This is a genomic window from Massilia sp. Soil_C_3 (assembly GCF_057657035.1).
This window is the reverse complement of sequence record NZ_JBDGJG010000005.1, coordinates 377937-392410: the sequence shown is the minus strand read 5'-3', so window position 1 is coordinate 392410 and position 14474 is coordinate 377937. Positions and strand designations below refer to the sequence as shown.

At 66.1% G+C, this 14474-nt stretch carries 12 protein-coding genes; 5 read left to right on the top strand and 7 right to left on the bottom strand.

The window, feature by feature from the left end:
• Nucleotides 1-17: 17 nt before the first annotated feature.
• Nucleotides 18-1088 carry an AI-2E family transporter gene (locus AC3A6F_RS12355; protein ID WP_487681298.1) on the bottom strand — a complete coding sequence of 357 codons (1071 nt, stop codon included), beginning with the start codon at nucleotides 1086-1088 and terminating at the stop codon, nucleotides 18-20.
• A gap of 243 nt (nucleotides 1089-1331) precedes the next feature.
• On the opposite strand from AC3A6F_RS12355, the gene AC3A6F_RS12350 reads away from it, so the two are divergent.
• The 4 genes from AC3A6F_RS12350 (at nucleotide 1332) to AC3A6F_RS12335 (ending at nucleotide 5823) form a co-directional block, all read left to right on the top strand.
• Nucleotides 1332-2189 carry a hypothetical protein gene (locus AC3A6F_RS12350; RefSeq protein WP_487681069.1) on the top strand — a complete coding sequence of 286 codons (858 nt, stop codon included), beginning with the start codon at nucleotides 1332-1334 and terminating at the stop codon, nucleotides 2187-2189.
• Nucleotides 2190-2289: 100 nt separating this feature from the next.
• Nucleotides 2290-3576, top strand: a complete 1287-nt coding sequence (locus AC3A6F_RS12345; protein WP_487681067.1) for a paraquat-inducible protein A — start codon at nucleotides 2290-2292, stop codon at nucleotides 3574-3576.
• Nucleotides 3569-5179: a PqiB family protein gene (locus AC3A6F_RS12340; protein WP_487681066.1), complete on the top strand. Its 1611-nt coding sequence runs from the start codon at nucleotides 3569-3571 to the stop codon at nucleotides 5177-5179. Before AC3A6F_RS12345 ends, AC3A6F_RS12340 begins: the two co-directional genes overlap by 8 nt.
• Nucleotides 5179-5823: a PqiC family protein gene (locus AC3A6F_RS12335; RefSeq protein WP_487681064.1), complete on the top strand. Its 645-nt coding sequence runs from the start codon at nucleotides 5179-5181 to the stop codon at nucleotides 5821-5823. The genes AC3A6F_RS12340 and AC3A6F_RS12335 overlap by 1 nt, the downstream gene beginning before the upstream one ends.
• Before the next feature lie 4 nt (nucleotides 5824-5827).
• Here the strand turns inward: AC3A6F_RS12335 and AC3A6F_RS12330 are convergent, their stop codons facing one another.
• Nucleotides 5828-6895, bottom strand: a complete 1068-nt coding sequence (locus AC3A6F_RS12330; RefSeq protein ID WP_487681062.1) for an SDR family oxidoreductase — start codon at nucleotides 6893-6895, stop codon at nucleotides 5828-5830.
• 125 nt (nucleotides 6896-7020) lie between these two features.
• Nucleotides 7021-9240, bottom strand: a complete 2220-nt coding sequence (locus AC3A6F_RS12325) for a TonB-dependent siderophore receptor (protein ID WP_487681060.1) — start codon at nucleotides 9238-9240, stop codon at nucleotides 7021-7023.
• Between the two features lie 251 nt (nucleotides 9241-9491).
• Between AC3A6F_RS12325 and AC3A6F_RS12320 the strand changes: the two genes are divergently transcribed.
• Nucleotides 9492-9893 carry a RidA family protein gene (locus AC3A6F_RS12320; protein ID WP_487681058.1) on the top strand — a complete coding sequence of 134 codons (402 nt, stop codon included), beginning with the start codon at nucleotides 9492-9494 and terminating at the stop codon, nucleotides 9891-9893.
• A gap of 22 nt (nucleotides 9894-9915) precedes the next feature.
• On the opposite strand, the gene AC3A6F_RS12315 is transcribed toward AC3A6F_RS12320, so the two are convergent.
• The 4 genes from AC3A6F_RS12315 to AC3A6F_RS12300 form a co-directional block, all read right to left on the bottom strand.
• On the bottom strand, nucleotides 9916-10803 hold the full coding sequence (locus AC3A6F_RS12315) for a LysR family transcriptional regulator (RefSeq protein ID WP_487681056.1): 888 nt from the start codon (nucleotides 10801-10803) through the stop codon (nucleotides 9916-9918).
• An 87-nt stretch (nucleotides 10804-10890) separates the two neighbouring features.
• Nucleotides 10891-11490, bottom strand: a complete 600-nt coding sequence (locus tag AC3A6F_RS12310) for a class I SAM-dependent methyltransferase (RefSeq protein WP_487681055.1) — start codon at nucleotides 11488-11490, stop codon at nucleotides 10891-10893.
• Nucleotides 11491-11541: 51 nt separating this feature from the next.
• Nucleotides 11542-13005, bottom strand: coding sequence for an APC family permease (locus AC3A6F_RS12305; RefSeq protein ID WP_487681053.1), 1464 nt, complete (start codon nucleotides 13003-13005; stop codon nucleotides 11542-11544).
• Nucleotides 13006-13181: 176 nt separating this feature from the next.
• Nucleotides 13182-14366: an alpha/beta fold hydrolase gene (locus AC3A6F_RS12300; RefSeq protein ID WP_487681051.1), complete on the bottom strand. Its 1185-nt coding sequence runs from the start codon at nucleotides 14364-14366 to the stop codon at nucleotides 13182-13184.
• Between the last annotated feature and the right edge of the window lie 108 nt (nucleotides 14367-14474).

Genomic DNA, 14474 nt, shown 5'->3' with positions numbered 1-14474 from the left:
CGAACGGGGCGTTTTTCTTACTGGACTTCCGAAGGCTCGTGGAATTCATCCGCGCGCGAGAACAGATCCCAGGCCGCGATGAACAGCGCGGCGATCACCGGCCCGATCACGAAGCCGTTCAGGCCGAACAGCGCCATCCCGCCCAGCGTCGACAGCAGGATCACGTAATCCGGCAGCTTGGTGTCCTTGCCGACCAGGATCGGGCGCAGGATGTTGTCGACCAGGCCGATCACCAGCACGCCGTAGGCGGTCAGCACGACGCCCTGCCAGATGTCGCCGGTGGCCAGGAAGTAGACCGCCACCGGCGCCCACACCAGGGCCGCGCCGACCGCCGGCAGCAGCGACAGGAAGGCCATCACCACGCCCCACAGCAGCGCGCCGCTGACGTCCAGCGCCCAGAAGATCAGTCCACCCAGCGCACCCTGGGCCATCGCCACCAGCACATTGCCCTTGACCGTGGCCCGGATCACCGTGGTGAAGTTCTGGAACAGGCGGCCCTTGTATTCGACCGACAGGGGCACCGCACGCTGGATGCGCGCCGCCAGGATGCGGCCGTCGCGCAGCAGGAAGAACAGCAGGTACAGCATGATGGTCATGCTGACTACGAAGTCGAGCGTGTTGCGGCCGATATTGAGGGCATAGTGCGCCGTGGCCTGGCTGATCTGGGCCGCGCCTTCGGCGATTTTGTCCTGCAGCGAAGCCAGGTTGGTCAGCTCGAAACGCTCGAGCAGCGAAATCGCCCAGTCCGGCAGCGCGCGGATCACGAGGTTGAAGTAGGAGGCGAAATTGACCTCGCCGGCGCTGACGCGGGCGTAGATGACGGTGACCTCATTGATCAGCGACGAGGTGATCAGGGCCAGCGGAAAAAGGACCATCAGGATGATCACCAGCAGCGAAAGCAGGGCGGCGACCGTCGGCCGCCCCTTGGTCACGCGCAGCAGGCGCGATTGCAGCGGTGCGAACAGGATGGCGAACACCACGCCCCAGAACACGGCTCCGGAATAGGGCAGCAGCACCCAGATGAATGCGATCGTCACGATCGCCAGTAACAGGAGGAAGGAGTTCTGCGGCAGCGTGTATTGCTTCATCGGCGGGCTGGAGGTGGTTGATGTTTCCTGATGATAAACCATGCCATCCTCTATACGGCTGCCTTTTGCGTGGCGCGGTACGCCAGCTAACATATGTTTCGACTTTTGGTGAAGTGTCGCTTGTTGACCACAAAGTCAGTTCAATCGTGCGCATTGTTTAAATGGCATCTTGCGATAATGAATGTCGCCGCGTCAAGACATAGTCTGGCGGGCTTTGAATAACATTTTTTATCGGAGAGCTCCATGTCCCGCACCGCGCCGCGCACCACCTTGTCCATCGTCCACACCACACTCGTCACGGCCCTGAAGGGCGCCATCCTGCTGGGCGCGGCAAGCGCCGGCATGGCCCAAGCCCAGCAGTCGCCGGCCCTCGACCGTATGAGCGTTTCGGCCGGCGCCTTCTATGCCGAGCCGAAGATCCACCTGGGCGGCGACACCCGCTACGGCCGCGTCGACACGCCCGACGAAAAAATCGACGACGTCACCCTGCCGCGCGTGAAGGCCGAGATGCTGATCGGCGACAGCCATGGCCTGTCGTTCGATTACTTCCGCTTCGACGAAGACTGGACCGGCACCGCCAGTGGCGACGCTGTCTACGAAGGCCGTCCGGTCAGCGGCACCATCACCGCCGACGCCGACCTGCGCCTGGAAATGGCCCGCTTCGCCTACAAATGGTGGATGGGCAAGGAAAAGAACGCCTTCGGCGTGGGCCTGGGCGCCGCCTACCTGCGCGCGAAGATCTCCGGTTCGGCCGACGCCAACCTCTCCGCCTCGAATCCGGTCGAGAACCGCTCGTGGAGCGGTTCGGCCGAGGGCAGCGACAGCGTCTGGGCGCCGACCGTCGAGCTGGCGTGGCGCCACCAGTTGAACGAGCAATGGCGCTTCTACGCCGAAGCCTCGGGCATCAAGAAGAATGGCGGCACGGTCGAGGGCCATATCTGGAACGGCGCCGTCGGCGTCGAATGGTTCCCGCACAAGAACGTCGGCCTGGTGCTCGACTACAACGTCCAGAAGATCGACCTGCACCGCAATGGCGACCGCACGGCCGACCTCGACCTGAAACTGAAGGGACCGTCGGCCTTCGTCAAGGTTCGCTTCTGATCGACCGGACACGCGCGATTCGATCGAAAAGACACGCTCAATTGCTTCCGGTCATAATACATAGTGCGAAAGCACTAATGTAGCAGAGCGAGGAGAACGATTGAGCGCGGAGCATCTGATCGGCTGTCATGACTGCGGTTGCCTGTACCACCGGGAGCCGCTGAACTCGTGCGAGCGCGCGCGCTGCACGCGCTGCCGCCACGAGCTGTATCGCTGGCATGCCGGCGGACCGCTGCGCCGCGCCGATTCGCTGGTGGCGCTGACCCTCGGCGCCGTGCTGGTCTACCTGCTGGCCCAGAGCTTCCCGATCGTCACGCTCGAACTGGGCGGCATGGCGACCGGCGCGACCCTGCTGCAGGCGGTAGGCGTGCTGTGGAACGCCGGGATGCAGGTGGTCGCGGCCATGGTGCTGTTGTGCGCCGTCGTCTTCCCGGGGCTGGAACTGGGCGCGCTGCTGTACGTTGCCATCGGCCTGCGGCGCGGTCGCCGCGTTCCCGGCTTTCACCTCGTGCTGCGGGTGGTCCAGGGCGCACGCCACTGGGCCATGACCGAGGTGCTGATGATCGGCATCCTGATCACCGTCATCAAGATGACCAGCCTGGCACGGGTCGTGCCCCATCCAGGGCTGTTCGCCTTCGGCGTGCTCACCATTCTGTGCGCGCTCGTGATGCGCTACGAACCCAAGGCGCTGTGGGAGCTGGCCGACCGCCTGGCGCCGCGCCCGCCGCAGGGGGCCGGCGCCTACGCCGTGGCCCATGCGCCTGACACGCTCCTGGCCTGCCGCGCCTGCGGCCTGGTCAACGGCTATCCCTGGCAGCGCGCGAAGGATGGCGCCTGTCACTGCCGCCGCTGCGGCGCGGCGCTGCACCGCCGTATCCCGAACAGCATCGGCTGGACCTGGGTGATGCTGGTCGCGGCCACGCTGCTCTACGTACCAGCCAACCTGCTGCCCGTGATGTACTCGCGCATGATCGGCGGCGGCGCCGAGGGCGACACCATCATGAGCGGGGTGGTGCTGTTCTGGAACACCGGCTCGCCTGGCCTTGCCATCATCATCTTCGTCGCCAGCGTGGTGGTGCCGGTATCGAAGCTGGTGGCGCTGGCCTGGCTCAATGCCACCGCCCAGCTGCGCTCGCGCGCCGCGCCGCTGGCGCGCACCCGCGCCTACCGGGTGGTGGAATTCGTCGGCCGCTGGTCGATGCTCGACATTTTCGTGGTCGCGCTGACCGTGGCCCTGGTGCGCTTCGATGCGCTGGCCACGATCACCGCCGGCCCCGGCGCGATCGCCTTCGGCTGCGTGGTGATCCTGACCATGGTCGCCTCGCACCAGTTCGACCCGCGCCTGATCTGGGACCCTATTGAATCGAATGGAGAACGACATGTCTGAACCGGACGGCGCACGACCGCCGCAGGGACCCGCATCGCCCGACGTCGACCGCCCGAGCCGCTGGCTGCCGTCGCTGATCTGGCTGATCCCGCTGCTGGCGGCCCTCATCGGCGCCTGGCAGGTGGTCCAATGGGTAACCAACAAGGGACCCACGGTGTACGTGTATTTCGCCAGCGGCGAAGGGCTGGAGGCGAACACGACCCGGGTCAAGTACAAGGACGTCGACATCGGCCGTGTGGTGTCGGTGACGCTGGCCGACGATGGCAACCGGGTAGTGGCCAAGATCGAGATGGTCAAGGAGGCCGGCCGCTTCACGGCCAAGGATTCGCGCTTCTGGGTGGTGCGCCCCCAGATCGGCGCCAGCGGCGTGTCGGGACTCGGCACCTTGCTGTCAGGCCCGTACATCGGCGCCGCGCCCGGCGCCTCGGAGGACAGCAGCGATGCCTTCACTGGTCTCGAGACGGCGCCGCCGATTCCGATCGGCCTGAAGGGCCGCGAATACCTGCTGCACGCCGACAGCCTGGGCTCGGTGGCGCCTGGTTCGCCGGTTTACTTCCGGCGCGTGCGCGTGGGCCAGGTGGCCAAGGTCGAACTGGACAAGGCCGGGCAGGGCATCGACATGTCGGTGTTCGTCGAGGAGCCGTATATCGGCTTCGTCGGCACCGACACGCGCTGGTACCACGCCAGCGGCGTCGACCTGCGCCTGGACGCGAGCGGCTTGAAGCTCAACACCCAGTCGCTGGCGGCGCTGGCCACCGGCGGCATCGCCTTCGAATCGACCGACGGCAAGAAGCCGGCCGCGCCGGCCCCGGCAGGCAGCCGCTACCGCCTGGCCGAGGACCGCGCCGCGGCGCTGCGTCCGCCGGACGGCCCGGCCACCAGCGCGGTGCTGTACTTCGACCAGACGCTGCGCGGCCTGGCGCCGGGCGCGCCGGTCGACTTTCGCGGCGTGGCGCTGGGCGAGGTGCGCAGCGTGGGCATCGAATGGGATCGCGAGCGGCGCCGCTTCAATATGCCGGTGACGATCGATATGTACCCGGGCCGCCTGGGCCAGGACTTCATGAACGCCCTGAACCAGGGCCGCGAGGGCAAGGACATGATGGGCATGATGGTGGGGCGCGGCCTGCGTGCGCAGCTGCGCAATGGGAACATCCTCACCGGCCAGCTGTACGTGGCGCTCGACTTCTTCCCCAACGCGGCCAAGGCCGCAGTCGGCCAGCAGGGCGAGCTGGTGGTGCTGCCGACCGTGCCGGGCCAGCTCGACGAGCTGCAAAGCCAGGTGGCGCGCATCGCCAACAAGCTGGACAAGGTGCCGTTCGACGAGATCGGCGCCAACCTGAACCGCACGCTGGCGCAGGCGAATGCGACCCTGTCGCGCCTCGAAGGCGAGGTGCTGCCGGAGATGACGGGCACGCTGACCGCCGCCAAGGGCACGTTCGCGCGCGCCGAGAACCTGCTGGCCCAGGATTCGCCGCTGCAGTCCGACCTGCGCCAGGCGCTGCAGGAAGTGACGGACACGATGGCCAAGCTCAATGCGCTGGCCGACTACCTCGAACGCAATCCGCAGTCGATCATCCGCGGCAAACCCCAGGAGAAGAAGTGATGACGTCGTTTACCAGCCCTTGCCGCCTGATTGGCGCCGCCGTGTCGACGGTCGCCCTGGCCACCCTGGCCGCTTGCAGCAGCACGCCGGTCGACCGCTTCTATACCTTGAGCGGCGGCCCTGCGACGGCCACGCCGCCGGCAGCCAGCGCCGCGCCGCTGTATTTCGAGATGCGGCCGGTGACGGTGCCGGCCCAGCTGCGCCGTCCGCAGATGGTGGTCAGCACCGGCGAAGGCACGATCGACCTCGAAGAACACCACCGCTGGGCCGGGCCGCTGGCCGAGGAGATCGGCAACAGCCTGTCGCTCGGGATCGCGGCCCGGCTGGGCGGGGTGGACGTCTACCGCAGCGCGGCGCCGGACGGGAGCACGCTGTACCGAGTCGGCGCCGACGTCCAGCGCTTCGAATCGAGCCCCGGTAGCCTCGCGCTGCTCGACGTGGTGTGGAGCGTGCGCCGGCTCGAAGGCAGCCAGCCTGGCGGCCAGATGCAGACTTGCCGCAGCGTGTACCAGGAACCGGTGGGGATGGGCCACGATGCCCTGGTGGCGGGCCACCGGGCGGCGCTGGACAAGCTCTCGGCCACGATCGCGCAGGCCGTGCGGGCCCAGGCCGGGGGGCAGGCGCCGGCCTGTCCGGCCGGCTGAACGATCAGGGGATCAGGCGCTCTGCGCGCAGGCGCGCGAACAGGTCGTAGAAGGAATCGTCGGTGGCCTGGTAAGCGGTAAAGCCCAGGCGCCGGCTGTTGGCCATATCGGTCATCACTTCCAGTGGACGGCCCAGGTCGAGGTCGGTATGCCAGGGCGAGGCCAGGCGATCCAGGTCGGCTTCGACCAGGCCGTGGCGCGCGGCGATCTCGCGCCACACCGCGTGGTCGTTCGCCATTGCGGCTTCCAGCGGCTGGATGGTGCCGTTGAAGCCCGCCGCCTCCACGCCGAAGAACGCGGCCAGTTTCGGCCACAGCCAGCTCCAGCGGAACACGTCGCCGTTGACGATATTGAAGGCATCGTTGCGCGCGGCGTCGGTATCGGCGGCCCACACCAGCTGCCTGGCGAGCATGCGCGCGTCGGTGACGTCCGACAGGCCGTTCCACTGCGCGCTTGAACCCGGGAACTGGAACGGACGACCGGTCTCCTTGCAGATGGTCGCGTACACGCCCAGGGTGGTGCCCAGGTTCATCGCATTGCCGACCGCCAGGCCGATGACGGTGTGCGGACGGTGCACGGTCCAGGTGAAGCGGTCGCGCTCGGCCGCGGCATAGACTTCGTCTTCCTGCGCATAATAGAAATTCTCGAGCGGCAGGCGTGGCTGGCTCTCGCGCAGGGGGGTATCGGGCAGGGTGCCCGAACTGGCATAGGCTTCGAACGGCCCAAGATAGTGTTTCAGCCCGGTCACCAGCGCGACGTGGCGTACGCTGTTTTTTGGCGACAGCGCGTCGAGGAGGTTGCGCACCAGCGCGGCATTGACGCGGATGTTCTCGGCTTCGGTGTCCTGGCGCATCCAGGTGGTGATGAAGACGTGGGTCGGCTCGACGTCGGCCAGCGCCGCACCCAGGGCGGCAGGGTCGAGCAGGTCGGCGGCCACGTGGCGTACGGCGGGCAGGTCTTGCGGCGCGCGGCGCGACAGGCCGACCACGTCCCAGCCCCTGTCCAGCAGTTCGCGCGCGACGTGATTGCCGCCGATGCCGGTGACCCCGACGACCAGTGCGGTTCGTTTCATGTGTGTACTCCCGATGTGACAATTGACCCCCATTCTACCGGCTAGGCGAAAATCGGCGCGCAGGCCCAAAAGAAACGGGGCGCCGCATCGCTGCGGCGCCCCGTTCGGGTCAGCGCTTCAGGACATCAGAAGCGGTAACGCAGGGTCAGCGAGGTGTTGCGCGGCGCACCGTAGGTGATCTGGTTGAAGGCCGAGAACATCGCGAAGTGGGTCTCGTCGGTCGCGTTGCTCACGTTGAGCTGGGCCGACAACTGCTTGGTGAAGTCGTAGCGCGCCATGAGGTTGACCAGGGCGAACGAATCCTGCTCGATGCGGCCGTCGATGCCAGAGGCTACGGTGCCGTCGATCGTGTAGGTGCTGCCTTCCCAGTTGACGCCGCCGCCGATGGTGAGCTTGCTCCACGCGCCCGGCAGGCGGTAGGAAGCGAAGGCGCGCAGGGTCTTGCGTGGGTAGATCGAGTTGAAATCGGCGCCGGTTTCGTCCTTGGCGCGGTAGATCGCGTAGCCGATGCTGGCGTTCAGGCCAGAGACGATCTCGCCCGAGACGTCCAGTTCGATGCCCTTGCTGGTGGCGCCGTCCACGGCGCGGTAATAGGCTTCTGGCAGCTGCGGACCGGCGCCGTCACGGTCGACCTCGCCGGCCCTTTGCGCCAGGCCATCCTGCTTGAGGTGGAACACGGACAGCGAGGCGTTCACGCGGCGGTCGAAGAATTCACCCTTGATGCCGGCTTCGCTGGCCTTGCCTTCGATCGGGTCGAGCAGGTTGCCCGCAAAATCCTTGTTGTTCTGCGGCTGGAAGATGCTGGTGTGGCTGGCGTACAGCGAGTAGGTGTCGTTCAGGTCGAACACCAGGCCGGCGTATGGGGTGATCTCGTTGTCGTACTTGAGCAGGTAGGGGACGGCGCCGGCGAGGCCACCGGTCTTCTCGTACTTGGTCACACGGGCGCCGACGATCGCCTTGAGCCGGTCGGTGAGCGAGAAGCGCGCCATGCCGTACAGGCCTTGCTGGGTGACTTCGTTGCCTTCATAGAAGCCCTGCGGGCCCCACACGGGCGTCGGGTAGCTGGCGGGATCCCATTGCGGGAAGCCGGTTACCGAGGGCGCGAAGCCGTCCGCCGTGGTCGGGAAGCTTGCCAGGCGGTTGTTCGACGTGAAATCGGTCTTGGCATGCAGGTAGCCGACGGCGGCCTGGTGCTCGCGGCCGAAGGCCGAGAACGGACCGCTGGCGTGCACGCCGAAGTCCTTCTGCTTGGTTTCGATGACGTACGAACCGGCGAACGCAAAGAGCGAGCCAGTGGCGCGGTCGGGCACGCCCGACAGGTACAGCAGGCGCGAGTCGCCGTCGCGGGTGGCGTCGGTATAGGTGAAACGCAGGTTCCAGCCGTTGGCGAAGCGGTGTTCGTAGTCGGCGAAGAAGTTGTCGTACTGGTTGTCGAAGCCAGCCCACGGGGCGCCGGTCGTCAGCGAGCGATCTTCGGGGATGACCGAGCCGTCGGTAAAGCGGTAGGGCAGGCCGCCCCACATCGGCGCGCGCGGGCTCATCTTCTGGCGGCTGAAGCCGGCCGAGAAGGTGCCGTCACGGCCGATGTCGGCTTCGATGGTGCCGTAGTAGGTACGGTCGCTGTTCTCCATATTCCTGATCCAGCTGTCGGCCTCGCCGTACTCGCCGACGAAGCGGCCGCGCACGCTGCCCGATTCGTTCAGCGGGGTCGAGACGTCGGCCACGATGCGGCGCTTGTCCCAGCGGCCGACGGTGGCTTCGACCGAGCCGGCCAGCTTCTTACTGAAGGCGCGTTTGCGCACCAGGTTCAGCGCAGCCGATGGGGTGCCGGCGCCGGTCATCAGGCCGGTCGCGCCGCGCACCACTTCGACGCGGTCGTACAGGGCCAGGCTGCCCAGCACTTCGCCGGCGCTCCATTGCGCGTCCCAAGTCGTTGGAATGTTGTCGATCTGCAGGTTGGTGACTTCGAAGCCGCGCGCCGTGAAGCTGCCGCGGTGGGTCTCGTACTGGTTGACCGAGACGCCGGTGACGTTGTTGACCACATCGGTGATGGTCGCCAGGTTCTGGTCGTCGATACGCTGCTGGGTGATGACCGAGACCGATTGCGGGGTGTCGCGCAGCGACATGTCGAGCGGGGTCGCGGTGCGGGTGCGGCCGATGGTATACGAGCCGACGTCGTCGGCGAGCTTTTGCGCCTGGACCTGCACTTGCGGCATCGAGGTGGTGCCGGCGGCGGTGTTGCTCTCGGTGGACTGCGCTTGAGCGATGAACGGGAGCGCGAGGCCCACACAGACCGTCAGGGTCTTCAATTTACGGCTTCCGTTGGCGCTGACCTGCTTTTCCATCTTTTTTCCTGTTTTTAACGATGAGTGGGGGGCGGACCAGCGCTCGAGGAGCACACGTCTACCTATAACAAATAAATGCGACTACGAATGATAACGATTCTCATCTATTTATGTCAATGTATGACAGCTGCATTGGCCTATTTAGGTAGGATTGTGCAGCTGGATGGATGGTATTGTCAGCGGACCGGTCTGTATCCGGACGCTGGAAGAGGATAAGCTGACGTCACTTCAGAAACCGAAAGGACAAGCACATGGACAAACCAGAATTCTTCGTGACCCCGGGTTATGGCGAAATGTTTTACAAGAAGCTCGGCTATTCGCAGGCCGTGAAGGTCGGCAACCGGGTCGAGATTTCGGGGCAGGGCGGCTGGACCGATGACCTCCAGTTTCCGGAACGGCTCGAGGACGAGATCGAACTGGCCTTCAAGAACGTCGAACGCGTGCTGGCGGCGGCTGGCGCCACCTGGGAGCACGTGATCCACGTGAACTCTTACCACGTAGGGGGCTTTCCTCCCGAGACCAACGAGACGATGGCAAGGCTGTTCCGCCAGTACATGCCGAATCGGGCGCCGATCTGGACCGAGCTCGGTGTGGCGGAGCTGGGCGCGCCGAATATGCGGATCGAGATCCGGGTGACCGCGATCATCGCGTGATCATCCTGGCGCCAGGGCGGCGCTAGTCACGGAAAGTGTCGATCAGCCAGTCCACGAACACCGTGAGCCGGGCGTTCTGGTGCCGGTTCGGCGGGTACAGGATGTGGAAGGGCATGGCGGGTCGGTTCCAATCCTGGAGGATCGGCACCAGCTCGCCGGCGTCGATCGCAGGCTGCACCATCCGCGTGAAATGCTGGCCGATGCCCATGCCTGCCCGCAGCAATGCCAGCAGGCCGTTGCCGTCGTTGGTGGACAATTGGCTGGCCTCGATGTCCAAGCGGTCGTCGCCGCGCGCGAACACCAGCGGATTCGGCTTTGTTGTGGCTGCAAAGAAATAGCCCAGACGGACGTGATGCTCGAGGTCGGCGGGTGTGCGTGGCGTCCCCGCCCGTGCGAGATAGGTGGGTGACGCGAAGGTACCGTAGCGCAGGTCGAGCAGCTTGCGGCCGACCATCGACATTTCTTGCACTTCGCCGGCGCGGATCACGCAGTCGACGCCTTCGCCGACGATATTCGCGGGACGGTCGCTGACGCCGAGCGCCAGGGTGATGTCCGGGTATTCGCGGTGGAAGGCGGGCAGTGCCGGAATCAGGAGCGAAGTGGCGAACGAGGCTGGGGCATCGATCCGCAGATGGCCGTGCGGCTTGCGTTTCTGGCCGCGCATGGCGTGGTCCATCGCGTCCAGTTCGGTCAGCAGGCGGGTGGCTTGCTGGTAGTACTCTGCGCCCTCGGCCGTCGCCGCCACCGTGCGCGTCGTCCGGTGCATCAGTTTGTTGCCGAGGTGGACCTCGAGATCGCCGATCAGCTTGCTGACCGTGGAGCGTGGTAGGCCCAGCTGGTCCGCGGCGCGGCTGAACGAGCCGGTGTCGATCACGCGGGTGAAGGCGCGCATGGCCAGGAGCTGGTTCATGCGCGGGCAGACGGGATGCGGAAGTTCATGGATCACCATTATCCATGTAACTGGATAATGGCGGCAGTCAAGAGGGGCGCGGCTGGATCAGGCCAATTCCTTCTTGTTCGCCTCAGTGATGGTCCAGTAATAAATCGTCCGGCCATCCACCTCAACGGTCTTCTCCGCCGGCCATTCCGACCCCATGTCGAAGGCATGCGACACTACGCGCGTGCCCACCTTGAGCTGCTTCCACAATTGCGGACGCAGCTTCGCATTAATCGTCGGCAGCAGATACAGGGTCACGACGGTGGCGGTCGAAAAATCGGTCTTGAACAAGTCACCGACACGGAACTGGGCGCGATCGGACACACCCGCCTTCTTGGCGTTTTCCTTGGCCTCCGCGATGCGGGTCGGATCGATGTCGATGCCGGTGCCGCGCGCGCCGCGTTCCTTGGCGGCGGTGACGACGATGCGGCCATCGCCGCAGCCCAGGTCGAACAGGGTGTCGTTCTTGCCGACCTTGGCCAGGTCGAGCATCTTGTCGACCACCTCTTGCGGGGTCGGCACGTAAGGCACGTCGAGGCGCGGCGTGGCGGCGGTGGCGGCAGTGGCCTGGGCCAGCGCGCGGCCGAACGGGAACATCATCAGGCCGGTGGCGGCGACGGTCGACAGCAGCAGGGTACGGCGGCGAGGTTGCGGATTCATCAGCACAGCTCCTTGGTCAGGTTTGGACTTGGGGGTAAAAACGGATGGCATCTACTGGTCGTTCTTCGAGCGTAGCAGCAGCAACAGCACGACGCCGATGGCAAGCACCGCGACGCCGATCCAGGCGGCGTTCAGGCCGCCGAGCTGCTGGCTGTACACATACGACAGGCTCGACCACAACATATAGGCGCAGCTGGCGCAGAACAGCAGCGGCAGCACCGGGTACAGCGGCACCTTGAACGGGCGCGTCACATGCGGCTCGCGCCGGCGCAGCACGAACAGCGAAATGCCGGTGAGCAGGAAGAACAGCCAGAACACGGGCGCCGTGAATTCGACCATGGACTTGAAGCCGCCGCCCAGCGCGGCGCCGGTCGCGACCAAGGCCAGGGCCGCCACGCATTGCACCGTCATGGCGACCGTCGGCGTACCGCGCTCGCTGTCCCACTCGGCCAGGCGACCCAGCTTTTTCCAGTCGAGGCCCATGGCGTAGCTGGTGCGGGCGCCGACGATCATGGTGGCGTTGATCGAGGTGAGGGCCGAGATCGCTACCAGCACCGAGATGATTTTTTCGCCGGCCGGGCCGAAGGCAGCCTTCATGACATCGGCCGCGACCGCCTCGGAGGCGGCCATGCCGTCCATGCCGAGTACCTTCCAGTAGGCCCAGGTCACCATCAGGTAGAGCACGGTGATGATGACGATGCCCATGGTCAGCGCCTTGACCATGTCGCGCGGACCGCCGCGCATCTCGGCGCTGATGTAGGCGGCCTCGTTCCAGCCGCCGTAGGTGAGCAGGACGAAGACCATCGCCATCCCGAGGGCGGCGGTGGTCGCGCCGGATGCGCCGCTGGCGGCCGTCGCCGCAGCGACCGGTGCGGGCGCCGGATCAGTGAACAGCGCCGCGGCGCCGACGATGAGCAGCAGGCCGAGGATTTCCGCAACCGTCAGGAAGGTCTGGGTGCCGGTCCCGGTGCGGATCCCGCGCAGGTTGAGCGCCGACAGGCCGGCGATCACGGCGACGGCGTACGTTGTGCTGCCCCAGCCTTCAGGCAGCATCGTCAGCGGAATCGCCTGCTGCATGTAGTCGCCGAACACGAAGCCGAGCAGCGCGATCGAGCCGGTGGTGATTACCGAGAAGCGCGCCCAACCGAACAGGAAGGCGACCGAGCGGCCGTAGGCGCGGTGCAGGTAGTGGTAGTCGCCGCCGGCATGCGGATACGAGGTGGTCAGTTCGGCGTAGCACAGGGCGCCGATGAGCGAGACCACGCCGCCCATGATCCACAGGGTGAACATGGCCGTGGCGCCGCCGCTCATGCTGGCGACCAGCGACGGGGCCTTGAAGATGCCGGCGCCGATCACGACGCCGACGATGACGGCGACCGCTTCGCGCAGGCCGATGGTGGGACGAGGTCGGGTGTCGCGAGGGGCTGAGATAGTGCGTTGCACTTCTATGGCATCCATGTCGTGATCGGTTGGGCGCGGCGCCGGCCGATGGCCGGGTGGCGCTTGGTTGCACATGGGGAGCCTATAAATACACTAACGCTCACCCGCTTTTCGGTACTGGATGTTATCCAGACCGCAGAGCAGATGGCGCGCGATTGAATTGCTATAAAGATAAATACAGTTTGGTTGCGCGGGGCGCGGAGGAATGTGCAATGCATGGCGCGGCACGACGCCGCGCCCGTGTCCGGGTACTAGTCCGCTGCCGGCGACGCCTTGGCGTCAGCCCCGGCGCTGGCCGCGAGAGCCGGCAGCGATCGTTTGCTTCCATCGTTCGATGCATTCGCCAGCGCGGGCGAGCCGAGCCACTCGAAGATGGCCGGCCAGATCGCGGCGTGTGCGCTGCGGCCGACCAAGACGCCGACGTGCTGCAGGTTGACGCCGACGTCGCCCTGGTATTCGAGCACGTGCTTGCGTTCGCTGCTGGCGGCTTCCTGGAAGGGCAGCACGGCTTCGGGCGGGATCACCTTGCTTCGGAAGTCGACCACGCACAGCAGTGGGGCGCGCAGGTCGCGCGGGCCGATCGTGCGCCCACCGACGTCGAGCCGGCCCTGCATGAAATCGTCGTTGCGGTACAGCGACTCGACGATGTCGGTGAACAGCCTGCCGGGCAGCGGGAATTCGTCATGGGTCCAGCGCTCGACCCGCATATGGGTGGCCAGTGCCTTCGGGTCGAGCAGCGACAGCCAGCGGTCGGCGATGCGCTCCCACTGGAAGGCCTGCGGTTCGGCCATGGCGCTCATCATGTTCAGGTAGACGCCCGGCACGTGGCGGAAGGCGTCGGCGATGCCGCGTGCATGCGGGGTGGCGTTGACCAGCGGCGAGAAGCAGCAGCTGGCCTGTTCGAAGTGCAGCGGCGACTCGAGCAGGACGGTTGCGGCCACGCGCTCGGGATGGCTACAACTGTAGATGGCGGCCAGGATGCCGCCCAGCGAGTGGCCGACGATCGTCAACTGCTCTTGCCCGCTGTCCTCCATGATCGCCTGCTGGCAGGCCGACAGCATGCGGTCGCCATAGTCGTCCAGGCCGACGTCGCCGTCACCGTCGGGCATCGGCAGCCATTCGGCCAGGTAGACCCGATAGCCGCGCTCGCTCCAGCGCTGCACCACGCTGATGTCGGGCGCCAGGTCCCAGATATAGGCCCGCTTGATCGGCGCCGGCACCAGCAGCACCGCCGGGCCGCCGCCAGGGGCGTCCAGATAGCGGTGCAGCTTGAGGCCGGGCTGTTCGAGGATCACGGTCGACGGGGTCTGCTGCGGCCCGTAACCGGCGCGATCCAGCATCTTGCCGCGTGCCTGGCGGCTGCGGTCCATTTGCTTTAGGGCTTGCGTTCCGAGGTCTCCGAAGGCCCCGAGATTGTTCCAGTTGCTGGCGTACATGGATGGCGATCCTGTCGAATTGGCGATCACGCGACTCTACGCCAACTATCGCCGGGCTCCAACCGCGCACGATTCGAATCCCAAGCCTGTTTGCGCTAGGTAAAACTC